The organism is Kaistella rhinocerotis (assembly GCF_030243905.1).
GTDB lineage: Bacteria > Bacteroidota > Bacteroidia > Flavobacteriales > Weeksellaceae > Kaistella > Kaistella rhinocerotis.
On record NZ_JASSYY010000001.1, the window covers coordinates 609149 to 634530 of the forward strand.

Below are 25382 nucleotides of genomic sequence, written 5' to 3' on the forward strand. Positions count from 1 at the left end.
AAAGCTATGAGCGATACAACTCAAAAAACCCTAATCGGCGGTGATTTCCTTATCAAGGAAACACCTGCTGCGGAGATTTTCACTTTAGAAGATCTTTCTGACGAGCAAAAGATGATGCGCGATTCTGCAAAAGAATTTATCGACCGCGAAATCGTACCGCATCACGAGAGATTCGAAAATAAAGATTACGCTTTGACGGAAGAAAGCATGCGCAAACTGGGCGAGATGGGCTTCCTGGGCGTTACCGTACCGGAACAGTACGGCGGTCTCGGGATGGGCTTCGTAACTACGATGCTTGCCTGCGACTATCTTTCCGGCGGTAACGGATCTTTGGCTACAGCTTTCGGTGCACACACCGGAATCGGAACTTTACCAATCCTTCTTTACGGTACTGAAGAGCAAAAAAACAAATATCTGCCCGACTTAGCTACAGGCACTAAATTCGGGGCTTACTGTTTGACAGAGCCGGATGCAGGTTCAGATGCAAACTCTGGTAAAACCAAAGCAAGACTTTCTGAAGACGGCAAACATTACATCATCAACGGCCAGAAAATGTGGATTTCAAATGCAGGTTTTGCTGAAATTTTCATTGTTTTCGCTAAAATTGATGACGATAAAAACATCACGGCTTTCATCGTAGAAAAAGAAGGTACAGAAGGACTTTCTTTCGGCGAGGAAGAACACAAATTGGGCATCCGCTCCTCTTCTACCCGCCAGGTTTTCTTCAACGACATGAAGGTGCCGGTTGAAAATCTTTTAGGTGAAAGAAACAATGGTTTCAAGATCGCCTTGAACGCACTTAACGTAGGCCGTATCAAGCTTGCTGCAGCCAACCTCGACGGACAGCGCAGAATTATGGCCCACGCTGTGAAATATGCAAACGAAAGAAAACAGTTTGGTGTTTCCATTTCAACATTTGGTGCAGTTCGCAAGAAAATCGCGGAAATGGCAACCGGAATTTTCGTTTCGGAAGCCGGATCTTACCGTGCAGCAAAAGATGTTCAGGATAAAATTGACGAACTGGTTGCAGGCGGCATGGATCACCAGCAGGCAGAACTGAAAGGCGTGGAAGAATTCGCAGTGGAAGCTTCTATCCTTAAAGTTTTTGTTTCCGATCTTACGCAGCAAACTGCCGACGAAGGTTTACAGATTTACGGAGGTATGGGCTTCAGCGAAGATGCCCCTATGGAAGCGGCCTGGAGAGATGCACGTATCGGCCGAATTTACGAAGGAACCAACGAAATCAACCGTCTTCTTGCGGTAGGAATGTTGATTAAGCGCGCCATGAAAGGTCAGCCAGACCTGATGTCACCGGCAATGGCTATCGGCAAGGAACTGGTGGGAATCCCGTCTTTCGAAGTGCCTGATTATTCTGAATTGTTAAGCGAAGAAAAAGCCGTAATCGCGAATCTTAAGAAAGTGTTCTTAATGGTTTCCGGTGCTGCCCTGCAGAAATACATGATGGATATCGAGAAACAGCAGCATTTGTTGTTGAACGCGTCTGAAATTCTGAACCAGGTTTACATGGCAGAATCTGCCATTTTAAGAGCAGAGAAACATTTCGCGGCAGACTCAGTGGAAGTGGCCATGGCTCAGCTCAACCTGTACAAAGCCGCAGAAAAAATTATCGCCGCTGCCAAGGAAGGCATCATATCATTTGCAGAAGGTGATGAGCAGCGTATGATGCTTTCAGGCTTGAGAAGATTCACCAAATACACCAACCAACCGAATGTAGTAGCACTTACCGAAAGAATTGCCGCGCATTTTGTGGAGAAAGGTCATTACTAAAACAGTTTTAAATTAACTGTTCAAACGCCTCGGGAAACCGGGGCGTTTTTTATGTATCCGTACTGAAAAGCAGATCAATAAAATGATGACGGGAATAAAAGAATTGGGAAAGAATTGATGCTGCTGGAGATTGCTTAAGCTTTAGCTGCTTAAATTATCAAATAAAATATTCCATCCTTCATAATGTCTAGGTAATTTAAATGGCAAATCTAAATTACTCCCGTCGAAGGGATATTCTCTTTTATTTTTTATCACTACCAGGATCCATCTTCCATCTTTCTGTAATACTTTAAAATGACTGTCTGAGTTTTTCAACTCATACACTTCATCCTTTTTGGTGATTTCAAAAAGATAGTTTTTCCCCTTTACGAAACCTTTCGCGTGCATCTACCTCGTCAACAGCCCCCTCAAAATCTCCAGCTCCTTCTCCATCTATGCAATTCGCGGATCTTTTTTTACCGGAAAATTTTCCGGGTAACAGGCAACCAGATCCGAAAGCAGATCATAATTCATCGCCATCGAAAGTTTCCAGAGAATGCCAAACTGAAGAGAAGGCTGCTGAAAATAACCGCGGACAGTTGCCGAAGTTACGCCAAGCTGCCGCGCAACTTCGGGCGAAGCCAGATGCAGCTTATACATTTTTCGGCGTACAAATTCACCAATATGTGGGTAAGGATGGCTACCCTACTTTAGATAAGTGTGGGTGGAATGCATAATTCGATCATTTTGTGTACGTTAAAGTTACACCAGAATTTGCTTAAATACACTGTGCGAGGTTTAAAACTCCAACTTTGAGGTTTTAAACCCCACTTTTGTTATCTTAGAACACAACCGTGAAATCTTAGCAACCGGTTGCGATGTCTAAGCATACGGGATTGCTGTCTAAGTTTACTCAGGTGCTGTTTTAAACAGCGGCCTTAGGGTCTTAGACTGCAAAAAATGGGTGCCACACAAAAACAGCGCGCTGTTGCTGTAAAAATTTAAAAAAAATAAATCCTTTGAAAAACTGATGCATTTCCTTATTTTTGGGAAAATACACTGTTAAACAATAATGGGACACTTACCGAAGTTAATTGAAGATTTAGCCTTAATACTGATTGTTGCCGCTTTTGTGGTTCTTCTTTTCCGTAAAATCAAGCAGCCGCTCGTACTTGGTTATATTATTGCCGGATTTCTGGTAAGTCCGAACCTCAATATTTTCCCGTCAGTGGTAGACAGCGCGAACATCAAGACGCTGGCCGAAATCGGGGTGATATTCCTGCTTTTCAGCCTCGGGCTCGAGTTCAGTTTCAAGAAACTGATGAATGTCGGCGGTTCCGCCTCCATCACCGCCTTTGTAGAGATCATTTTCATCACCATCGCGGGTTACTATACCGGGCGCTGGCTCGGCTGGAGTGTGATGGACAGCATGTTCCTCGGCGGGATGCTCGCCAGTTCGTCCACAACCATCATTATCAGAGCGTTTGACGAGTTGGGCGTGAAGACGAGAAACTTTGCAAAGACCGTTTTTGGCGTCCTCGTGGTAGAGGATATCGTGGTGATCTTGCTGATGGTTTTACTTTCAACTATAGCCGTTACCAAAGAGTTTGAAGGCACCCAAATCCTGTTTACCGTCGCAAAATTGCTCTTCTTCCTCATTCTGTGGTTCCTGCTGGGTATTTTCCTGATTCCTACTTTACTGAAGAAAATAAAGCCTTTGGTTGACGACGAGATCCTGCTCATCGTCTCCATCGGACTGTGTTTGGGAATGGTACTGATTGCAGTGAATGTGGGGTTCTCAGCGGAACTTGGGGCGTTTGTAATGGGTTCCATCATCGCCGAAACCACCGTGGCTGAAAAGGTGGAACACACACTGAAATCGGTGAAAGATCTGTTTGCGGCCGTATTTTTCGTATCCGTCGGGATGATGATTGATTACCAGGAAATGATGGTTTACGCCTGGCCGATCTTCATTGTGACAATACTTACCATTTTCGGAAAACTGTTCAGTTCTGCACTTGGCGCACTGCTCTCGGGGCAGCCGCTCAAACAGTCGATACAGGTCGGCATGTCTATGGCGCAGATCGGTGAATTCGCGTTCATCGTGGCGACACTGGGACTTTCGTTGGGCGTAATCTCGGACTTTCTGTTTCCGGTTGCAGTAGGTGTTTCAGCCATTACCACGTTCACGACGCCGTATCTGATCAAACTTTCAGAACCATTCTACAACTGGCTGGTAAAGGTGGTTCCGCCTAAATATATTAAACGAATCAACCAATATTCATCGAATACGCAGAACATTCAGGCTGAATCTACCTGGAAAACCATACTCACGCTTTATGCCCGCATTCTTTTGATCAATGGGATCATCATTCTGGCGATTTATCTGATGTTCTCGAATTTCATCATTCCGGCCATCAACGAAAATCTGGACAGTAATGATATCAAAAACATCATTGGGAATGCACTTCCGGTGCTTTTCATCCTGCCATTCCTTTGGGCGCTGATGGTAAAACGCCCCGGAACTGTAGCTTACAAAGAACTGTGGACAAAAACAAAATACAACCGCGGACCGCTGCTCATCATCGAGATTACCCGAATCATCCTCGGAATTGTGATCCTTGGTTTTTTCCTCGACAGGTTTGCGTCGACCACCGTATCATTTTTTATCACAATTCCGGTGGCGATCGTCTTCATGTTCATGTTTTCAAAAAGACTCAATAAATTTTACGACAGACTTGAAAAAAGGTTTATCACGAACCTTAATGACCGGGCTACCAACTCTGATGATGCTGCACTGACGAGGCTGACCGGAAACACGGAAGTAATCAGCAATCTTGCTGCGTGGGATGTACACATCGTAGAGCATCAGGTGAAACCTTTGGCTGAATTTGTAGGCAAAACCTTGCTTGAGCTGCAGTGGCGCGAGAAGTTCGGCATCAATATCGGCTATATCAAACGTGGCGCGAAACTCATTCACACACCGGACCGTAACGAGGTGCTGATGCCATACGACAAAGTGGGAATCATTGGTACTGATGAGCAGTTCCAGGTATTTCGTCCGGTTTTCGACAGCGAAGAAGTGGTGCCGGAAGAAAACGCCGATCATATTAAACTCGGAAAGATCCTAATCAATCACCACTCGGTGAAAAAAGGCCTTACGATACGCGAGTCGGGAATCCGGGACAAAACTGACGGTCTTGTGATTGCGATCCGGCGTGGAAATGAGCGGATATTAAATCCGGAATCATCCGAAGTGCTTCAACTTGATGACATTGTGTGGGTGGTAGGTAACCGTAAGAAAATCGAGAAACTGAATGTAGAGATTTAATAGAAAAACGGTGGATGATTAGTCCACCGTTTTTTCTGAATCTTGAAGAAGTGCGTTGAGTTCGGCCAGTTCTTGCGCCGTTAAATCGCGCCACTTGCCGATGGGTAAATCGAGTTTAATGTTCATGATGCGGATACGTTTCAGTTTTTTCACTTCATAGCCGAGATACTCGCACATGCGGCGGATCTGCCGGTTGAGACCCTGCGTAAGGACAATTCTGAATGAGAGTGTATCGATCTGTTCCACTTCACATTTATTGGTGACAGTACCTAAAATCGGAATTCCGTTGCGCATTTTGTGCAGGAACTGTGGCGTAATGGGTTTGTTTACGCGTACAATGTATTCTTTCCCGTGATTGTTTCTGGCGCGAAGAATTTTGTTGACAATGTCGCCATCTGAGGTCAGCAGAATAAGACCTTCGCTCGGTTTATCGAGGCGCCCGATCGGGAAAATCCGTTTCGGATGATTGACGAATTCAACGATATTGTCCCGCTCGCGTTTGGTGTCGGTGGTACAGACGATGCCAACAGGCTTATTGAGGGCAATGTAAACGTGCTCTTCCTCAACTTTCCGTACTGAAACACCATCGACCAGGATCTCATCCGCGTCTGAAACTTTTGTGCCGAGTTCGGGAATTTTGCCGTTCACGGTAATTCGGCCATGCTCGAGCATTTTATCGGCTTCGCGGCGGGAGCAAAAGCCTATTTCAGACAGATATTTGTTGATGCGCGTTTCCACGTAAATATTTTTAAATGTTTAATCCTCCGCATTGAAGCGGAAATCATTTTCAAGATAAGCAGAAGATGCATCTTCCACTGAAAATTCACCGATCTTCGTACGTCTCAGGTTGGTGAGGTACGCTCCCACTGCCAATTTCTGCCCAATATCGTGCGCCAGGCTGCGGATGTAAGTGCCTTTCGAGCAACCCACTGTAAAACGCACGAATGGCAATTCGATCTCGATATCATTAATATAGTGAATCGTGGTTTTACGCGATTTCATTTCCACTTCCTCGCCTTTTCGGGCTAAGTCGTAGGCGCGCTTTCCGTCAATCTTTATGGCTGAAAAAACCGGTGGCGTCTGATCGATCTCGCCTACAAATGTATTTAAAGTTTCGCAGATGGCTTCTTCTGTAATGTTTGAATAGTCGCAGTGTAGGATCTCCGGTTTTTCTGTATCATACGATTCGGTTTGTACCCCGATCTTTATCTCGGTGAGGTATTCTTTAGGTGCGTCCTGAATGGCCGGGATATTCTTGGTGAATTTGCCTGTACAAACAATCAAAAGCCCGGTTGCGCGCGGATCCAGCGTTCCGGCATGACCGATCTTAAACTTTTTTGGGAGGTTGAATTCGTTCTTAAGTTTGTATTTCAACTTATTCACAGCCTGAAAGCTAGTCCAGTCCAGCGGTTTGTCGAGTAAAATGATCTGTCCTTCTAGGATGTCCTGGTCTGTCATTGTGATAAGCTAAATTTGAAAGGTGCGGAACCTGCAGCCCGACCTGAGTGGAGCTCTTTTTGCTGAAACGCAGTGAAAGCAGAAAAGCGGGAACGGAGGGCGGAAAAGCTGCCCAAATAAAACACTAATTAAACTGCGTGAAATAGATTAACAACACGATTCCCACGATGATTCTGTACCATCCCCACGGCTTGAAACCATATTTTGTAAGCACGCCGATGAAGAATTTGATGGCCACCACCGCAACTACAAATGCGACGATGTTCCCAACGATAAAAAGCATCAGGTTGTCGCCCTGCATCAACATTTCGAAGCCTTTTTGTTCTACGCCTTTGTAGTTCCAGTCTTTCACGAAAATCGAATACACAGTGACCGCGAGCATCGTAGGAACCGCCAGGAAGAACGAAAATTCGGCCGCCGCCTTGCGCGTAAGTTTCTGCTGCATACCTCCGATGATGGACGCGGCGCTCCGACTGGTGCCCGGCATCATTGCAAGACACTGCCAAAAGCCGATCATCAGCGCACTTTTGTACGAAATATCTTTTTCGTCATCGATGGTACTTACCTTGAAAAGCCTGTCGATGAACAGCAACACCACGCCACCGAGGATTAATACAACGGCAATTGGCACCGGGTCTCCAAGCACGGCTTCAATCTTGTCATCAAACAGTTTTCCGAGCACAAGTGCCGGAATGACGGCCACGGCGAGTTTCAGATAAAAATTGACATTTTTGAAATCAAAAAACTTCTTCCAGTACAGAAAAACTACCGCCAGAATGGCACCGAACTGTATGGAAACCTGAAACATCTTTACAAACTCATCTTCCTGAATCCCGAAAACGGAGCTTGTGAAGATCATATGAGCGGTGGAAGAAACGGGCAGATATTCGGTTAAACCTTCGATGATAGCAATGAGAATTGCTTTGAATAGATCCATCTAAATAAATAATGGGTGATGATTAATTGGTAATGTTTGGGCCTTAGTCCTGCTTCGGATTCCGTTTTAGGATCGCGTACACTTCTATAACGAAACCGGCAATCACAAGCAGTGGTGCGATGCGGATGCGGCGGATGGAAAAAATATCTTCATTCCAGGCATTTGGATCATATTTGCCATCCACAGTGTTCGCACCGGCTCCCATCATCAGCAGAAAACCTACCACGATAAACGCGAGGCCGATCAACATCAGTCTGTAGTTTTGCGGACCGAAATAAAACGGCTTCTTCGCCACAACATCTGCATCCTTGGTACCGATGGAATCGGCGGAAAATTTCTTATATTTTTTGGACATTTGTTAAGAATAATAGAGGTCATCTACATTTGAACGAAGGAAACGCCACGTTGCGAATATAGTGGAGAACACGGTAATCAGCACTCCGAGCAAAAAGATACCAACCACCAAAATGATCAGTTTGTCGTTATCCTGTGCGAATGGCGTCCCGATCTGCGTAATGAAATAATACCACGCTCCGAAAAGCACCGCCAGTCCGAGCACCGCGCCGATAACTCCGAGAATTACGGCTTCTTTGATGAAAGGCTTGAGGATAAATCTGCGCTTTGCTCCTACGAGTTGCATCGTCTTGATAATGAAACGTTTGGAGAATATTTTTAAACGTATTGAGTTGTTGATCAGCACCACAGCCAGGATGAGGAACAGTACAGAGAAACCAAGGATCCACTTCAGCAGATTTTCGAGGTTGTTGTACACTTCCACCATCAGCGTACTATTGTTTTTTACGTCCACAATGCCGGGTGTAGCCTCGATTTGTTTAATGGCTTCATCTATCTTTGTCGGATCCACAAATTCGGGTTTCAAGGCAACTTCTACAGATGAAGGGAAAATGTTTTCTTCGAAAAGCGCGCTGCTTTCGATGCCCATACTTTTTTTAGCTTCGGCCGCAGCCATCTCGCGCGAGATATAGGTAGCACGCTTCACGGGTGCCAGGGCCTGGATTTTTTTAAATGTTTCCGCCTCCATCTTCACCGTTTTAGCGGAATCTTTGGCATCAAAATTCTCATCAAAATAAGCATTCACCACGAGCTGCTCTTTTATGTAATCTGAATATTTTTGGGCATTAATCAATATCAAACCCATCAATCCGAGCAGAAACAATACGAGCGCGATACTCACCACCACCGTAATATTGCTGGAGCGCAGGCGTCTCTTGTTAAAATCTTCAGCTGTCTTTGCCATTAAATAAAAAATTTCTGCTAAAATAGATAAAATCTTCCGTAATTTGCGGCCAAACCCTTATAAATAGCTGTTAAAAAAAATCTAAAAAGCCGGCCGGCACGCTGGATTTTTTCTGATAACTTACTAATTCTGCCACCGTAAACCATGAGCGTAAAAGCCAAAAAACACCTCGGCCAACATTTCCTTACCGACGAAAATATCGCCGCGAAAATTGTTGACAGCCTGTCGTTTGAAAACTATTCACAAGTACTCGAAGTAGGTCCCGGAATGGGTGTCCTGACCAAATATCTGCTCGACAAAGACACGGAAACTTTCGTGGCTGAAATAGACACCGAATCCATCGACTATCTTAAGCAGCATTATCCCAAAATGCAGGACGGGCATTTTGTCGGCGACTTCCTGAAAGCCGATATTGCCGCGATGTTCAGCGGTCAGGTGGCCGTAATTGGAAATTTTCCGTACAACATTTCGTCGCAGATTTTATTTAAAATCATCGATTTTTACGATCAGATTCCGGAAATGGTGGGAATGTTTCAGAAAGAAGTTGCGGAAAGGACAGCAGCCGTGCCGCGAACCAAAGATTACGGCATTCTGTCGGTTTTGGTGCAGGCACTTTATGACGTTACCTACCTGTTCACAGTACATGAGAATGTTTTCAATCCGCCACCAAAGGTGAAATCCGGCGTAATTAAACTGACCAGAAATCCAAAAGAAGGTCTGGCGGGCAACGAGGTTCTGTTTAAAAAAATCGTGAAGGCAGGCTTCGGACAGCGTCGCAAGAAACTTTCGAATTCGCTCAAAGCCATTGAAATTCCGGAAGCAGTGCAAAACCATCCGTTTCTGGATAAGCGTGCAGAGGAACTTTCAGTACAGGATTTTATAGCATTTACGAACGAATGGAAAAACGCTTAGGAAGGCGCTTTTTCGTCTGACGACTCGTCTTCAGTTTTAAGGTTTTCAAGCTGTTTCTGCAGGTTTTCAATGACTTCCCGCAATGCTTTGATCTCGTTTTTATTGGAAGAAACATTGCTTTTCAGCATCACATTGCGCGCGCGTTCGCTGTGGTCTTCTTCATCTTCTTCGTCGGCGATATCTTCGATATCTTCCTGAATATCATCAATATCTTCGGAAATCTCCTCGATATCTTCACTGATTTCTTCGATGTCGTCCTGAATCTCCTCGATATCTTCACGTATATCTTCGATATGTTCCTGGCTGCGGTTTACGGACATCTGAATGAAAATGGCGAGGTAAATGGCTTCAAGCGAAAGAACGGTGGTGAGCACGAGCAGCATTTTATCCACCGAAACCAAACCGAAAACCGGCAGCAAAAATGCCGTAAGAAAAACCACGGAATGCACGATGAGCGATGGTATAGAACCCATCCACCACATGATACTGTCTGTAACCTTCGTAAGAAACTGGATTTTCTTTTCGCGGTCTTCGCTTCGTCCCATCTGCTTATTTTCGGCAAATTTACTTAAAATCCCCGGACACGCCGAGCCCAAACAGCGCAAAATCGTAGACTGCAGGGTCTTGCGGATTCAGTTTTCGTAATACAAGATCCATTTCTTCTACGGTTTTCCAGTCGTTTTGTTTCCGTTGTATGATGTTCAGTTTACGCGAAATATTTCCGGTATGCACATCGAGCGGAATTGACAGATTTGCCGGATTAATTCGTTGCCAAATCCCAAAGTCCACACCTTTATTATCACGCCGCACCATCCAGCGCAGAAACATCATCAGCCTTTTTGCAGACGAATTCTTGTACGTTGAACTTACATGTTTATGGCTTCTGTGCATGTTTTCACCTAAAAATGCCTGGCGGAACCGCGCCAATGAATGGTAGAAATTCTGTTCACCGTCCTGTAGCAGAAAAAAGTCTTCGAGACTTTCGTGAGATGTATATAGCCGTTGCAGATTGCGCAGAAATTCAGCAAAATCTTCGCCCGAAAAGGTACGGTGAATGCTTTTGTTATCTAAAGTTTTTAAATCATTCTCTTCAAAGTTCTTTACGAAAGCGAAAGGCTCACCTTCCATGAAATCAAGCATCTTTTCAGCATCTTTGATGATTGCCTTCCGGTTTCCCCACGAAATGGTCGCTGCCAGAAAGCCCGAAATTTCGATGTCCTGTTTAAGTGAAAAACGGTGCGGAATCTGAATCGGGTCGTTTTCTATGAATGATTTTGAATTGTATAGTTCAGCTTTCTCATCGAGAAAATCTTTAAGGTCGTCAGTGGTCATTTTAAATTAAAAAAAAGAAAAATATCAGCCAATTTTTACTGCCTCAAGTGCTTTCGGCAAATAAGAATTCGGGAAAACCTGCCGCGCTTCGTCGGTGAAAACATTCAGGTCATTGTAACGGTTGGAGAAATGACCCAAGATGAGTTTCCCTACATTGGCTTTTCTAGCGATCCGCGCCGCTTCCAGAGCTGTGGTGTGTCCGGTATAATCTGCCATTTCCTTCAGATCGTGCAGGAAAGTGGATTCATGGTAAAGCACATCTACATTTTCAATGATCGGAACTACGGTTTCGAAATAGCGCGTATCGCTGCAGAATGCGTAGGAAACAGACTTAGATGGCTCAGTAGTTAAAAGTTCGTTCTTCAAAACGTAACCATCGCTCAAAACGAAATCTTTGCCGAGTTTGATGTTGTGATAATCGCAGGTTTCAATCTCGGCATATTTCGAGATTTCAGCCATATTGAGGTGACGCTCTTTCGGTTTTTCACGGAAAAGATAGCCGTTGCAGTAGATACGGTGGTTCAGTGGTATCGTGTACACTTCTACTCTTTTGTCTTCGAATATTTTCTCCGACTTCTTGCTTTCGAGTTCATGATAAACAAGTTCGAAACCACGGTGCGTCTCCGTGATCCTGAAAATAGTTTCGAGCATTTCCCTGATGCCTTTCGGACCATAGATGTGCAGCGGTGTCTCACGGCCCAGCAAGCGAAACGAGGCGATAAGTCCCGGCAAACCGAAACAGTGGTCGCCGTGCAGATGTGAGATGAAAATATGGTTGATTTTCGAAAAACGCGCTTTGGCTTTGCGCAGCTGAACCTGGGTTCCCTCACCACAATCGATGAGAAAATGGCGTTCTTCCATCTCCAGAAACTGCGCGGTCGGCGAAGAGTTCACCGTCGGAATTGCCGAATTAAAGCCAAGAATAGTAATATATGTGCTCAAATTTGTTGGTCAAAATGTTAACGTGCTGCAAATCTAATGATTATTTGGAGCTTATGCCTGCATCCGATCCTTTTAAACCCAAAGCCAAAAGTATTTAATCAAAAAAAATCCCGGTTAAAAAAACCGGGAATCTTATGTGATTTTACTTTTTGGTAATCGCTTTCAGTCTGAAATAAGACACGGCTGCAAGTGTAAGCATCCCTGCACTGCCGATATACACCCAGGCCGGAACCGGTATCGGATCGCCCGCCGCGTAGGAATGAAGTCCGCTCAGGTAATAATTCACACCGAAGTATGTCATCACGATCGTTGAAATAGAGAACAGCGCCGCAACGTGGAATGGCCAGCGGCCACGCAAACCTGGAACCAATCGCATGTGAAGAACGAACGCATAGATCATTACAGAAATGAACGCCCAGGTTTCTTTCGGGTCCCAACTCCAGTATCTTCCCCACGACTCGTTTGCCCAGATACCGCCGAGGAATGTGCCTACCACAAGCGCGTATAGGCCTATCGTAAGTGACATTTCAGACACAATCGTGAGTTCTTTGATGGTGGTGTCATTATGAATTTTAAAAATTCTTTTGTTTGCGAAAATGTAAAACATCAGCACGATGATCGCAATCACCATCGACAGGCCAAAGAAACCGTAACTCGCGGTAATGATCGCCACGTGAATAATTAGCCAGTAGGATTTAAGAACCGGAACAAGCGGTGTAATTTGCGGATCCAGCGCCGAACCGCCGTGCGCAAAGCCCATCATGATCACGGCCACCATAAAGCCGGCTGCGGGAATGAGCGCATTTGAATTTCGGTAAAGTAAGAGTCCGGCCGTAATACCAACCCACGAAATGAAAATGATCGCTTCGTAACCGTTACTCCACGGTGCGTGACCCGAAATATACCAGCGTGCCACCAATCCCAGGAACTGGAAAACATAACCGATAAGTCCGATTAAAATTAACCCACGGATTATTTTGTTTAATATCCTGTTCGGTTTGAACAGTTCGATGAAACCTAATACCAAGAGCAAACCGCCAATGATTGTGTAGAAAATCAGCAAATGGAAGTTGATGTTCACTTTGTTCATGAAAACTTCCAGATCAACTTTCGACTTGGCCGGAACTACGTTTTTCCCCCAGGTTTGCTGATAATCTGATAGTTTTTTAAGCTCTTCGTCAGCTTTGCTCCAGTTTCCGGATTTCTGCGCAGCTAAAACTTCGGAGAAATAAGGTCCCATCACTTTCTGCGCTTCCATATCCGGCTCGAAACTTTGGTCGAGCCAGGAATGCCACGTGTTGTTTGGATCATTCTGTACAGGTACAATGCGCATAAACTGGCCGCTGAAGAATTCATTGAAGGCCTGTACGCGGTCATTTACATTGATTACTTCCTTGTCGTAATTAGATTGCTCTGCCGGTTTTTTACGGAAGGCTTCCTGATAATCTTCCTCTAATACATAATGCAGATTTCCCTGTGCATCGGCGGGGAAAAGCGACATCAGCGAGGTGTAGCCGTCTTCGTTGGCTTTGGTTTTCTTCTTTAATTCTTCGCCTCCTTTAGTACCAACTTTGATAATTGGCACCATCGTCCAGCTGGCCGTATCGGTGTTGATTGAAAGAAACCACTGGTTTGCCGTAAGGTGTTTACCACCGGTTCCGCGGAAGGCGTCTTTCTTGTACAGTTTCCGAAGCACATCCAGCGCCTGGGTGTTCATCGGAACAATACGTCCTTCATAGTTCTGCACCAGCAGATACGCGAATTTATCAGCGTGTTCTTTACTGATGGTGTTTCTTGCGATGATTTCGTCAGCGGTAATAGGTTTTGGTGAACGCAAAGCCAGCGAATTCTGCTGTTTTTTAGGCGCAGGTTCTTCTATAAGTAAATCTGCTTCACTTCCGTGCCCGTGTCCGTCATCTGCAGAATGGCTCTGTTGCGAAGTTTTCGGCGCTCCGTCGGTCCCGTGCGTATCAATCTTTTGTGCGCTTAAATTTAAACTCAAAAGAATAAGCAGCACTGAAACAACGCGCTTGCGGTTAACGTCTTTAAGCATCTTGTTCAGTTTCCAGAAATGTGTTCCTTTCCAGAAGAATATCACAAACATCCCGATGAACAGGAAAGCATAACCAATATAAGTGATCAAGGTTCCCCAGAAATCATGGTTTACCGACAGAACAGTTCCCTGTCTGTCCGGGTCAAAACTCGCCTGGAAAAAGCGGTAACCGCCGTGGTTCAGTACGTGGTTCATATAAATTTTATAAGGCGTCTGCGTTCCTTTATCGATGATCTGTACGTGGCTTTCATAAGCACTTGGTGATGAACTTCCCGGATAGGTTTCCATTACGAAATCGTCGAGTTTCAGCGAGAACGGCGTTTTGTAAACTTTCGGTCCAAAACCTAAAATGATATTCATTCCGTCCAGCGAAATTTGTTTGAAGGCATTCGGATTTCCCTTTTCAACCGGCAAATCGACATTTACCTTGGTTTTTGGTCCCTGTACTTCCACTGTCAGCTGATCTGAAACGTCCTTGTCTTTTTTGCGGTCTCCTTCATAAGCAATGAGTTTACCTTTTTTCAGGCCATCCGGAACTACCAGTTTAAGATCATTCACGGTATACAGGCTGCGGAGCACGAGCGGCTGATATTCATCCTTTTTCGTGGTGCCGGTTGCCTGCGTTGCCATCGTCATGTATTCAGCGTCAACCGGCGTCTTGATCATCAGAGGACCTGATGTATTGTCAAATTCTACAGCACCTTCAATCGGCCGGTTAAAACTCACCAGCGTTCCGTTGATCGATTTTGATTCACCGGGTTTTATGTAAATATTCTCACGGCCATTCTGCCCGGTAGACACGATATGTAGGAACTCTGTACCGTTGTTATCCGCTACCAGACTGTCTTTTTTCCTTTGCAGATAATCTATTGTTTTTACCGAAACTTTTTTGCCGTGATAATCGTAATTGGCGCTGAAATTTTTGTGAAGCGGCGACATCAGATAAGGAATATCCTGATAGTTCAGGATGTCACCTTTTTCTTCAATCTGTATCTTAAAGAAATTCTTATCGGTGATCACCTCATTCGAAGTTTCACCTTCGCGGATATGCATGATGCCTTCATAGCTTATGTAACGTGTGATCGCACCGCCGATAAATATTAAAATAAACGAAAGGTGAAAGACCAAAACCGGCCATTTTTCTCGTTTCCAAAGTTGGTATCTTGAGATATTTCCGATAAAGTTCAGGATTAGAAGCAGCATGACCAATTCAAACCATTTCGCTTCATAAATAAGCGCTTTTGCTGTAGGTGTGCCGTAATCGTTTTCGAGGAAGGTGGCGTAAGCCATAGAGAAAGCATAAACAAGCAACAGGACCGCCATGGTGCGGGTTGAGATAAGAATACTCTGAAGTTTTTTCATTATTAAGATAACTTACGCAGCCACTGAAAGCTGCATTAAAACTGAATAGCCGCAAAAATACGTTGTATAATCTTAAAAAGCGAATTTCCAGAATGTTATTTCCGCGTTTGCAAAAGTTTAACATTCGCGTAACATCACAGAATTTCAGTACTGAATTTTAGCCATTCGTGCTGTTCAGCATGGGCACAAATTTATACGCACCAAATTCTTCTTTTTCAAATTCCTTTTCAGAACGTTTGGTGAAACGCGTAAGGATCTGTTCATCGGTTTTGCCTAATGGAATGACCATTTTTCCACCGATTTTTAGCTGGTGCAGAAGTTCTGTTGGCAATGTCTCCGCGCCGCAGGTCACAAGAATTTTATCGAAAGGCGCAAACGTTGGCAAACCCGCGAAACCGTCACCGAAACTCTGGAATTTAGGCCGAAGATGAAGTTCACGAAGTTTCTTATGCGCAAAATCGTGCAGGTCTTTTTGGCGCTCCACCGTGTAAACCCAGGCATTCATCGCGACCAGAACTGCTGTTTGATAACCGCTGCCAGTACCTATTTCAAGCACCTTTTCTTTTTCATTGAGTTCAAGAAGTTCAGTCTGCTCCGCCACGGTGGAAGGATGAGAGATTGTCTGTTTCGCCAGGATTGGGAATGCACGGTCTTCGTAGGCATAATCTTCAAAAATACTTTCGAGAAAAAGGTGACGCGGCACTGTATTGATCGCTTCTAGTACCTTCTCATCGGTGATGCCAATTTTCTCACGAAGATATTCAACCAAGAACTTTCTCTTTCCTTTATGTAAAAATGAATCCTGCATGCCACAAAACTACTGAATAGAGTCGAGATTTCCGAATCCGGAAATGCCTCTGCGCAACAATTCTCCGCGTGAATTTTTTATCTTTACCGAAAATATATTTTCTATGCTGAAAGCAGGACTGGTGGGCGCCGGACATTTGGGTAAAATTCATTTAAGACTTTTAAAACAGTCAGAAAAGTACGAACTGATCGGCTTTCACGACGCTGACCGCGAGAACGGCAAAAAAATAGAAGCCGAATTTGGCTACCGGTATTTCGAAGATTTCACGGAACTTTTGAATGAAATCGATATGCTCGACATCGTCACGCCAACGCTTTATCACTATGATTATGCGCTGATGGCGATAGAACACCGCAAACATTTCTTTATAGAAAAACCGGTTACGCAAACCCTGCAGCAGGCCGAAGAAATCATGCACAAATGCCGCGAATTCGGTATTAAAGCGCAAGTAGGACACGTCGAAAGATATAATCCTGCGTTCATCGGTTCCAAAGCCTTCATCCAAAACCCAATGTTCATCGAGATTCACCGCTTGGCTGAATTCAATCCGCGCGGGACGGACGTTTCAGTGGTTTTAGATCTGATGATTCATGATTTGGATATTCTGCTTTCCATCGTGAAATCTAAAGTGAAAAGCATCCATGCGTCCGGCGTGGCCGTCGTTTCAAAATCTCCCGATATCTGCAATGCGAGGATAGAATTCGAGAACGGCTGCGTGGCCAATCTCACCACATCCCGGATTTCGATGAAAGCGATGAGAAAATCGAGGTTTTTTCAGAAAGACGCATATATTTCGGTAGATTTTCTCGAGAAAAAGGCGGAGGTGATCAAGATGAAAGAAGCACCTGAAAACCCGACAGACTTCGATATGATCATCGAAAATGCCGAAGGTGAGCGCAATCAGATCATTTTTGAGTATCCGAGCATTCAGCCAAATAACGCCATCTTAGATGAACTTGAAAGTTTTGCAGATGCCATTACGCAAAATAAAAATGTAGAAGTTTCACTGGAAGACGGCACAGAAGCCCTGAAAGTTGCACTCGAAATCGTAAAAATGATCAGCTGAACTTAAAATTTGAAAAATTATAAATGAAAAATATTTTCCTGTTATTTCTGTTCTGTTCTACACTCCTCTATTCCCAAGACACCATCAAACTTAAATTATACCGTGAAAAAGTGAACAACAGCGTCACGATCTACGCTGACAACGACGAATTAGCGCCTGTTTCTGTAGAGTTTTCTTTCACGGCAGATAATATGAGCTCCTCACTGGCGGATAAAAGTGTGATTGTCATTCCGGCGCAGTCGAAGAAGTTTGCGCTGAGCGATATAAAGACGGTCGACAGAACGAAACCGACAAAATTCGCCTACGATGCATACTATGTGTTAGGCGATGTAAATACAGGAAACACCGAGGAACATTTTGTGTACACTTTGCCATTTGAAATAACCAAGAAACACAGCATTTATCAAGGTTATAACGGTAAATTCTCGCATCAGGATGCAAGTTCTCTTGATTTCAGCTTGCAGACAGGCGACAAAGTGTTTTCGGCGCGCGGCGGAAAGGTGGTGACGGTGGTTACGAACAACAACCGGAGCTGCATGACGAAGGACTGCGCCAACTTCAATAACAAAATTATCATTCTTCATTCCGACGGTACTTTTGCCGAATATGTACATCTCCGTCAGAACGGTTCGGTGGTGAAAGTTGGGGACGAAGTCGGGCAAGGTCAGCACATCGGTTTCAGCGGAAATACAGGTTGGTCTAAAGGTCCGCATCTACATTTTTCAGTTTTCATTCCGAAAATGGATGGTGGCAGAAGATATTTTAAAACTAAATTTAATATTGCGGGCAGCAAGGTTCCGGTGTACCTTTCGGAGGGCAAAACGTATAGCCGAAGCCTTTAAACAAAGCTGATTATGAAAAAAACCGTTTCAATTCTGTTGATTTTTGTCTCCATTTTAGGGTTCGGCCAAAATTTAAATAAACAGATCCGGGAAATTATCAAAAGCAAGAACGCCACTGTGGCCGTTTCCATACTGGATTTTGAAACGAATAAATCTTTCAGCATTAATGGCAACAAGAAGCTGCCAATGCTCAGCGTTGTCAAATTCCATGTGGCGCTGGCGGTTTTAAGTCAGGTTGACCAAGGAAAATTAAGCCTTGATCAAAACATTTTAATAAAAAAAACAGACCTTAAAGAAGATACCTGGAGCCCGATTCGCGAAATGTTTCCGAACGGAAATTTCGAAATGCCGCTCAGTCTTTTAATTAAATATACTGTCGCAGAAAGCGATAACAACGGTTGCGACATCCTGCTTCAACTAATTGGCGGACCCCAGAATGCCGAAAAAATCTTACGCAGCAAAGGCGCAGAAGGTTTCACTATTGCAGTAAACGAAGACCAGATGCATAAAGGGTTTGTATACATGTATCAGAATGTTACGACCACCAATGCAGCCAATAATTTACTGAAAGCATTTGCAGACCGAAAAATTCTGTCGAAAAATTCGACCGATTTTCTGATGAACACAATGCTGGAAACTTCGACCGGCAAGAACAAACTCGTCGCTAAACTTCCGCAAACCGTTGTGGTTGCGCATAAAACCGGCTCTTCGGGCAAAGACAGGCAGGGCAAGACGATTGCGGAAAACGACATCGGAATCGTGACATTACCTAACGGAAAACAGTACGCGATCAGCGTTTTGGTTTCAGATTCGATGGAAAGCGAGCAGGTGAACACCGGCATCATTGCGGACATTTCGGAAGTTGTTTTTAAACATTTCAGCCAAAAAAATTAACGGATGAAGCGTATTCTTATTATTGTATTTTTAATTAGTTTCCTCAACGTTTTTGCGCAGCAGAACTGGAAGATCCGGTTCTTTCATGAAATCAGCAACCGCGAGGTTTACCTTTATGCAGACAATGACGAACCGATGCCGATGTCTGCAAAATTTAATTTTAAACTGGTCAATCTACACAATACGCTGCCAAACGGGCAAACAGTTGTCATTCCGCCGTATACCAAAAAGTTTCCGGTCGCAAAACTGAGCCCAATAAAAGTCAATGCTTCGAATGAATTTTCATACACCAACACATTCAATTTTGGTGATGCAACTTTGGAAACCTTTGATGACACGTATATTTATGACCTTCCCTATCCCACGGGCAAAACGCAGAGGATTTATCAGGGTTATAACGGCAAATTTTCGCACAGTGGAGAATTTTCACTGGACTTTGATTTAAAGGTCGGTGACGAAATCTGGGCCGCGCGTGAGGGAATAGTGACGGAAATCATCGATCACAATACAAAAAGCTGTCCTTCAATCTCCTGCGTGAAGCTTAACAACCGAATCCTCATCATGCACAGCGACGGTTCATTCGCAGACTATTCACATCTTAAATTTAAAGGTGTGGTGGTGAAAAAGGGCGATTCCGTTACGAAAGGGCAACTGCTGGGATATAGCGGAAATACAGGCTACTCCAGCGGGCCGCATCTGCATTTTTCGGTTTTCCTGAACCGGCTCGATGGCAAAAGAAACTTTATTAAAACAAAATTCAGGACTTCAAAAGGAATTGAAATCCTCGAAGAAGGAAAATCTTATCTAAAGAATTATTAGCTTTTTAAAAAAATATTAAACATGAAAAATATTGTAGTTATCGGTGCCGGTACGATGGGTAACGGAATTGCGCACACATTCGCGCAGACAGGTTTTAAAGTAAATTTAGTTGATGTTTCAAATGAAGCGCTGGAAAAAGGACTGAAAACCATCACCGCCAATCTTGACCGGATTGTGGCGAAAGGAAAGCTTACTGAAGAACAGAAATCGTCAACACTGGCCAATATTTCGACTTTCACGAAGCTTGAAGACGCCGCTCCGAATGCCAATCTGATCGTAGAAGCCGCTACCGAAAACCTTGACCTGAAACTTAAGATTTTCAGACAGATGGATGAGTTGGCACCTGAAAACTGCATCCTCGCGACCAATACGTCCTCGATCTCGATCACAAAAATCGCGTCAGTAACCAACCGTCCGGAAAAAGTGATCGGCATGCATTTCATGAATCCCGTTCCGATCATGAAACTTGTTGAGATCATCAAAGGCTACTCTACTTCGGGCGAAACATTTGAAGCGGTGTATGAAATATCCAAAAACTTGGGTAAGACACCGGTTGAAGTGAATGATTATCCGGGTTTCGTTGCCAACCGAATCCTGATGCCAATGATCAATGAATCCATCGAAACACTGTATAACGGCGTGGCCGGCGTAGAAGAAATAGATACGGTAATGAAACTTGGGATGGCACACCCGATGGGACCGCTTCAACTGGCCGACTTTATCGGGCTTGATGTATGCCTTGCAATCCTTAATGTGATGTACGATGGTTTCAAAAACCCTAAATATGCGCCCAATCCACTGTTGGTAAATATGGTGACCGCCGGCAAACTCGGCGTGAAATCGGGTGAAGGCTTTTACGACTACAGCGAAAGCAAAAAGGCGGAAAAAGTTTCAAAGATGTTTTTGCCAAAGTAAAAATTCGCAATGCGGAGAAAACTTCTTGAGAACAGGATTCACATTGGGCTTGTCGCCGCTACGCTGGTGATGATCATCCTGCGTATCCTGCTTAATGAGAAAGGCCGCGTAACGCCAGATTCGATCCGGTTTATGCGGACTTCGCATGTCTTTCCTGTTATTGATAATACCACCACGCCGCTCGGCTATCCGCTGAGTATCAAATTTTTTACGCTGTTTGGTTGGGGTGAATTCTGGGCCAGCAAAGTGGTCGGTATCCTGGCACTCATTGCGATGATATATCTTGCGAAAAGGGCCAAATTTTATCTTCGGGAAACCATCATCGTATGCAGCCTTTTCAGTTTCGTGTCCATCTTTGCGGCGACACTCAGTGAAGCACTGATGTTGCCGTTTGTATTCGTATTTCTGTATGTGGCGAGACTTCAGATAATCGGACAAAGCAGTGGTTTTCAGTCATTTATTCAGTTATCCGTTTCATTAATTTTGCTTTATTTGGTTAGATATCCGGCCGTTTTTTTTATGGGTGGCTTGCTGTTGTTTGGGCTCATCAATTACAGGAAACATTACAGCAAAAACTTCATCGGTGCGGCATTAACAGGATTTCTTTTCGTCGCCCTGTATAAGACTCTATTTATTGATTATTTTAATCCTGATTATTTGGGGAACGCAATAGAGCCAAACATATCATCTGCCTCCCAATTGGTGAGTGAGTTTTTTTATGGTTTGGCAACTTCATTTAATCCGTTTATTCACATTTCAAATCCCGGTGGCGGTCTTGTGAATTTCGCGATCTACGGCGTTGGCTTTTTAAACATTGCTGTTGCTGCCATTCTTTTTATTAAAAATAAGCTTTCAGAAACAGAAAGGTTTTTCGTATTCAGCGGCATTATCGGTACTGCCTGCACTTTTTTGATACAGTTTATTTACGTTACAGACGCTTTGGATTACCGGTTGCTGGCTCCGTTCAGTTTTCCGCTCTGGCTGGTCTATTTTAAGAAAATTTATCAGGTTCTTGGCCGACTTTCTTATCTTGTTCCTGCATTGAGTCTTGCTACCGGTTTGGCTTTCATTCTACTTTCCCGAAGTAACTTTCTCGAAAACCGCCGTGCAGCGGCCAATTTTTTAGATCAGGAAAAACTCCGGGATGCGCCTTTGAAATTTTACCGCGGAGAGGACTCGAACTTTTCTGCCACCCAAATAGCTGAACTGCTGAGTACGGTAAATCCAAACATCCGGTTTACCGAAAACCCGAAAGACACACTGCAAAAAACCACGCTGACAGCGCACAAAGTTTTGCGCAAAATAAAAATTGACACGAATAAGTTTCAATAAAATTTTAGTATTTTTGAAAACAGTAAAAATAAATATTATGAAATTACCAAAGTTTTTATTAGCCGACAATTCAGATTTTCCTGAAGACCTTTTTGTTGTTCATACGGAGTATCCGCGCTATATCCTGAACGTAGAAGAAGAGGAAGTGGAATGGCTGGATGACCTGCAGGGTGACGATGAAGAAACCATGGCAGATGAAGCAACAAAGGTGGTAGAAGCCGGCTTCAAATGGTGCGACGAAGAACTCGCAAAATATGACGAAGAGGAAGACGCAGAATAAATGAAAAAGGAACCTGAAAAGGTTCCTTTTTTTGTGGTGTTTTGTTGTTTACTACTGTTTATTGAACTTCAGTAGCAACAAATTTCCTCTGTAAAGTTCGAGCACATTGCCATTTACAACGTATTTGTTCACTTCATTGAGCATACGGAAATAGTTGCTCTCCACGTCCATATTTTGGCAGGCCATTTTGGTAGCTCCTACATTTTTTGCGGTGAAGTTGCCGGCTGTCGGGTCTAAAGCGAGGTCACCAAAATAGCTGTTGCAGCCGCCGTTGCCGGTCACGCGGGCGGACTCGATATTCAATGTCGGTTTCTTGCCTGCCACATCATCGGCCAGAACCCATTTTGTATTTGCGATATTCGCCTGTGAACTGCCGACTCTGGAACTCGACATGGTAGTACAAGACGCGATTGAAACTGCAGCGAACAGGGCTAAAAAAATATTCTTCATAATGTTTCTTTAATCAAATTTAAGTATTTAAAAATTTACCGCGCCCTATCTTCAACGTAAAAACGGACTGAAAGCCCACTTACCTGCAAATTTTCGCCCGTTACGAACGAAGCTCAGCTCCAAATTCTTTCCTGAACGAATTGACCAAGGAGTTCATCACTTCTGAGATTTCCTTTTCTTCAAGCGTTTTTTCCTCATTCAAAAGCTCGAAACTCATTGCGTAAGACTTCTTGCCATCCGGCAGGTTTTTGCCTTCATATACATCGAAAAGATTGATGTTTCGCAGGTATTTCGACGGATTTTTCTTCGCCAGCTCAAACAGTTCCGCGTACGAAACATTCCTGTCTACCAGCAAAGCCAGATCGCGGCGGATCTTGTTGAATTTCGGAATGTCATTAAATTTAAATGTACCTGTAGCACGCAAAGTCTGGCAAGTTTCCAGTTCAAGTTCCGCGTAAAAACAATCCTGCTCAATGTCGGCATCTTTCAGCAACTGCGGTGCCACTTTCCCAAGTCTGGCAATGGTTTTGCCGCCTGCAATTAACTCCAAAGCATCAGAAAATCTGGCATCCTCCAACGATTTTTCTTCAATATTTAAACCGAGTTTATCCGTCAGCATTTTCAGGTACGATTTCATGCGGTAAAAGTCTGTCGCTGATTTCGGCGAAAGCCAGTTTTCTGCGGCATCACGGCCGGAAACCAGGATCGCAAGCTGCTTCCGTTCCACATACTTTTCCTTTTTGTGGTAGATCTTGCCAAGTTCGAAAAATTTGATGTCAGCGTTTTTACGTTTAATATTGTAATCCGCGTTTTCAAGCAAACCTTCAAGCAAAGACTTGCGCATAAACTGCAGGTCGCTGCTTAACGGATTCAGCAGTTTCACGGCATCTGTTTCATCTTTTAATGACGTCAAAGAATTGTTCATCACCTCATTGAAACCATGGCTCTGCAGCATCCTGGCCCACGCATTTTCCAGCGCATCCTGGTCATCCGGCGTAAGTTTGCCTGGTGTAAATGCAATCTTACTGTGCGAATCAATTTTATTATACCCGTAAATACGTAAAATCTCCTCGATGACGTCTATTTCGCGCGTTACATCAGCTCTGTAGGCTGGCACAGATAGTTCAAGCCCGTTCTGAATCTCATTTAAAACGGTAATTTCAAGTGATTTTAATATCTCCTTTATCTTTTCCTTATGAATTTTTGTTCCTAAAATCTGCTCAACCTTTGAAAATCTTAAAATCACATAATGACTTTCGATTTTTTCCGGATAATGTTCCAGCAGATCACCGGCCAGGGCTCCACCAGCGATTTCCCCAATCATCGAAATGGCATGCGTGATGGCTGTCCGGGTAATTTCCGGATCCACGCCACGCTCAAAACGGAATGACGCATCGGTATTAAGACCATGATATTTCGCTGCCTTACGCACCGCCACCGGATTGAAGTAAGCGCTTTCAAGAAAAATGGTGGTTGTATTTTCAGAAACACCTGAATTTTCACCGCCAAAAACACCCGCGATACACATCGGCTGCCCGTCACCGTCTTTGATCATGATCTCGGTGCCGTTCAGCGTCCTTTCTATATGGTCTAATGTCGTGAATTTCGTTTCTTTTTGGCTTACACCCACTATCACCTTGCGCCCGGCGATTTTATCTGCATCGAACGCGTGAAGTGGCTGCCCGAGGCCGTGTAAAATATAATTTGTAATATCAACGATATTGTTGATAGGGCTTAAGCCAATTGCTTTCAGTCTGTTTTTCAACCAATCTGGCGAATCAGCAACTTTCACATTTTGGATGACAGCGCCAATATAACGCGGGCAAAGCGCAGAATCTTCCACTTCAAGCGTAAATTCAGTGCTTTCGGACGAGGTTACGGTTTTCGAGTCGAGCTTCGCGAACTCCGATTTCAGCTGGTTTGAACTTAAAAATGCATTCAGGTCGCGTGCTACACCGTAGTGTGACATCGCGTCTGTACGGTTAGGTGTGAGGCCAATTTCAAAGACTGAATCATTAGACAAATCAAAATAATCAGCGAAATTTTTACCTACGTCGTATTGATCACCATCTAAGATCATAATGCCGCCGTGGTCGTCACTCAGACCCATTTCATCTTCCGCGCAGATCATTCCCTGTGACACTTCGCCACGAATCTTTGCTTCTTTTATCACCAGCGGACTACCGTCGTTCAGATAAAGCTGAGTTCCGACCACCGCGACAGGAACCGTTTGCCCGGCAGCTACGTTCGGTGCACCACAAACGATATTCAGGATCTTTCCGTTGCCCACATCTACAGTGGTTTTCTTAAGTTTATCCGCATTCGGATGCTGCTCGCACGTAAGCACTTTTCCGACCACAATTCCTTCAAGACTGCCTTTTACGGACTCGAATTTTTCGATACCCTCAACCTCAAGACCGATGTCTGTAAGATATTCCCCGATTTTCTCCGGTCTGTAATCTGTTTGAATATAATCCTGAAGCCAGCTGTGTGAAATTTTCATTTTTAAAAATAATTTAAGAATAACCGCCGAAATAATCATGGTCTCGCCGGTCTGCAAATATCGTGTTTTCAGCGCCTAAAAAAAAATTGAGACCCGAAAAATTCGAATCTCAAATGATAGT

At 44.1% G+C, this 25382-nt stretch carries 23 protein-coding genes; 10 read left to right on the forward strand and 13 right to left on the reverse strand.

Annotation, left to right across the window (positions count from 1 at the left end; translation table 11 throughout):
- Positions 1-6: 6 nt before the first annotated feature.
- A complete protein-coding gene (locus QEP06_RS02765) occupies positions 7-1788 on the forward strand; it encodes an acyl-CoA dehydrogenase family protein (RefSeq protein WP_285268973.1) in 1782 nt (593 codons plus the stop codon).
- A 432-nt stretch (positions 1789-2220) separates the two neighbouring features.
- Here the strand turns inward: QEP06_RS02765 and QEP06_RS02770 are convergent, their stop codons facing one another.
- Positions 2221-2427, reverse strand: coding sequence for a hypothetical protein (locus tag QEP06_RS02770; protein ID WP_285268974.1), 207 nt, complete (start codon positions 2425-2427; stop codon positions 2221-2223).
- A 412-nt stretch (positions 2428-2839) separates the two neighbouring features.
- Here QEP06_RS02770 and QEP06_RS02775 point away from each other — a divergent pair, with 412 nt between their 5' ends.
- On the forward strand, positions 2840-5098 hold the full coding sequence (locus QEP06_RS02775; protein ID WP_251833170.1) for a cation:proton antiporter domain-containing protein: 2259 nt from the start codon (positions 2840-2842) through the stop codon (positions 5096-5098).
- Positions 5099-5116: 18 nt separating this feature from the next.
- Here QEP06_RS02775 and rluF read toward each other — a convergent pair whose 3' ends face one another.
- The 5 genes from rluF to QEP06_RS02800 all read right to left on the reverse strand — a co-directional run bounded on the left by rluF (position 5117) and on the right by QEP06_RS02800 (position 8751).
- Positions 5117-5836 carry a 23S rRNA pseudouridine(2604) synthase RluF gene (gene rluF / locus QEP06_RS02780; protein ID WP_425256170.1) on the reverse strand — a complete coding sequence of 240 codons (720 nt, stop codon included), beginning with the start codon at positions 5834-5836 and terminating at the stop codon, positions 5117-5119.
- Positions 5837-5854: 18 nt separating this feature from the next.
- A complete protein-coding gene (gene truB / locus QEP06_RS02785) occupies positions 5855-6556 on the reverse strand; it encodes a tRNA pseudouridine(55) synthase TruB (RefSeq protein ID WP_285268975.1) in 702 nt (233 codons plus the stop codon).
- A 124-nt stretch (positions 6557-6680) separates the two neighbouring features.
- A complete protein-coding gene (locus QEP06_RS02790; RefSeq protein ID WP_285268976.1) occupies positions 6681-7493 on the reverse strand; it encodes an undecaprenyl-diphosphate phosphatase in 813 nt (270 codons plus the stop codon).
- Between the two features lie 43 nt (positions 7494-7536).
- Positions 7537-7848 carry a DUF3098 domain-containing protein gene (locus QEP06_RS02795; protein ID WP_285268977.1) on the reverse strand — a complete coding sequence of 104 codons (312 nt, stop codon included), beginning with the start codon at positions 7846-7848 and terminating at the stop codon, positions 7537-7539.
- Between the two features lie 3 nt (positions 7849-7851).
- Entirely contained in the window at positions 7852-8751 is a 900-nt protein-coding gene (locus QEP06_RS02800) for a cell division protein FtsX (RefSeq protein WP_251833166.1), read from the reverse strand.
- A gap of 144 nt (positions 8752-8895) precedes the next feature.
- Here QEP06_RS02800 and rsmA point away from each other — a divergent pair, with 144 nt between their 5' ends.
- A complete protein-coding gene (rsmA, locus tag QEP06_RS02805; RefSeq protein ID WP_285268978.1) occupies positions 8896-9663 on the forward strand; it encodes a 16S rRNA (adenine(1518)-N(6)/adenine(1519)-N(6))-dimethyltransferase RsmA in 768 nt (255 codons plus the stop codon).
- Here rsmA and QEP06_RS02810 read toward each other — a convergent pair.
- The 5 genes from QEP06_RS02810 to QEP06_RS02830 form a co-directional block, all read right to left on the reverse strand.
- Positions 9660-10208: a DUF1003 domain-containing protein gene (locus QEP06_RS02810; protein ID WP_251833164.1), complete on the reverse strand. Its 549-nt coding sequence runs from the start codon at positions 10206-10208 to the stop codon at positions 9660-9662. The genes rsmA and QEP06_RS02810 overlap by 4 nt on opposite strands.
- A gap of 19 nt (positions 10209-10227) precedes the next feature.
- Positions 10228-10995 carry a TIGR02757 family protein gene (locus QEP06_RS02815; RefSeq protein WP_285268979.1) on the reverse strand — a complete coding sequence of 256 codons (768 nt, stop codon included), beginning with the start codon at positions 10993-10995 and terminating at the stop codon, positions 10228-10230.
- Positions 10996-11019: 24 nt separating this feature from the next.
- Complete coding sequence (locus QEP06_RS02820) at positions 11020-11937, reverse strand: ribonuclease Z (protein WP_285268980.1); 918 nt, start codon at positions 11935-11937, stop codon at positions 11020-11022.
- A gap of 142 nt (positions 11938-12079) precedes the next feature.
- The gene (locus QEP06_RS02825; RefSeq protein WP_285268981.1) at positions 12080-15352 is read right to left on the reverse strand and encodes a cytochrome c biogenesis protein CcsA; all 3273 of its coding nucleotides are present in this window, start codon (positions 15350-15352) and stop codon (positions 12080-12082) included.
- Positions 15353-15509: 157 nt separating this feature from the next.
- A complete protein-coding gene (locus QEP06_RS02830; protein ID WP_285268982.1) occupies positions 15510-16160 on the reverse strand; it encodes a protein-L-isoaspartate(D-aspartate) O-methyltransferase in 651 nt (216 codons plus the stop codon).
- A gap of 103 nt (positions 16161-16263) precedes the next feature.
- Here QEP06_RS02830 and QEP06_RS02835 point away from each other — a divergent pair, with 103 nt between their 5' ends.
- Genes QEP06_RS02835 through QEP06_RS02865 form a run of 7 tightly spaced genes read left to right on the forward strand, consistent with a single transcriptional unit; the run spans position 16264 to position 22308 of the window.
- Positions 16264-17226, forward strand: coding sequence for a Gfo/Idh/MocA family protein (locus QEP06_RS02835; RefSeq protein ID WP_285268983.1), 963 nt, complete (start codon positions 16264-16266; stop codon positions 17224-17226).
- Between the two features lie 23 nt (positions 17227-17249).
- The gene (locus tag QEP06_RS02840; protein WP_285268984.1) at positions 17250-18068 is read left to right on the forward strand and encodes a M23 family metallopeptidase; all 819 of its coding nucleotides are present in this window, start codon (positions 17250-17252) and stop codon (positions 18066-18068) included.
- 12 nt (positions 18069-18080) lie between these two features.
- A complete protein-coding gene (gene bla / locus QEP06_RS02845; protein ID WP_285268985.1) occupies positions 18081-18962 on the forward strand; it encodes a class A beta-lactamase, subclass A2 in 882 nt (293 codons plus the stop codon).
- A 3-nt stretch (positions 18963-18965) separates the two neighbouring features.
- A complete protein-coding gene (locus QEP06_RS02850; protein WP_285268986.1) occupies positions 18966-19781 on the forward strand; it encodes a M23 family metallopeptidase in 816 nt (271 codons plus the stop codon).
- A gap of 21 nt (positions 19782-19802) precedes the next feature.
- Positions 19803-20696, forward strand: coding sequence for a 3-hydroxybutyryl-CoA dehydrogenase (locus tag QEP06_RS02855; protein ID WP_285268987.1), 894 nt, complete (start codon positions 19803-19805; stop codon positions 20694-20696).
- Positions 20697-20705: 9 nt separating this feature from the next.
- Positions 20706-22028: a hypothetical protein gene (locus QEP06_RS02860; RefSeq protein ID WP_285268988.1), complete on the forward strand. Its 1323-nt coding sequence runs from the start codon at positions 20706-20708 to the stop codon at positions 22026-22028.
- 37 nt (positions 22029-22065) lie between these two features.
- Positions 22066-22308 (forward strand): hypothetical protein, encoded by a 243-nt coding sequence (locus tag QEP06_RS02865; RefSeq protein WP_251833155.1) that lies wholly within the window; start codon positions 22066-22068, stop codon positions 22306-22308.
- A 51-nt stretch (positions 22309-22359) separates the two neighbouring features.
- On the opposite strand, the gene QEP06_RS02870 is transcribed toward QEP06_RS02865, so the two are convergent.
- Positions 22360-22758, reverse strand: a complete 399-nt coding sequence (locus tag QEP06_RS02870; protein ID WP_285268989.1) for an META domain-containing protein — start codon at positions 22756-22758, stop codon at positions 22360-22362.
- A gap of 100 nt (positions 22759-22858) precedes the next feature.
- Complete coding sequence (gene pheT, locus QEP06_RS02875) at positions 22859-25261, reverse strand: phenylalanine--tRNA ligase subunit beta (RefSeq protein WP_285268990.1); 2403 nt, start codon at positions 25259-25261, stop codon at positions 22859-22861.
- Between the last annotated feature and the right edge of the window lie 121 nt (positions 25262-25382).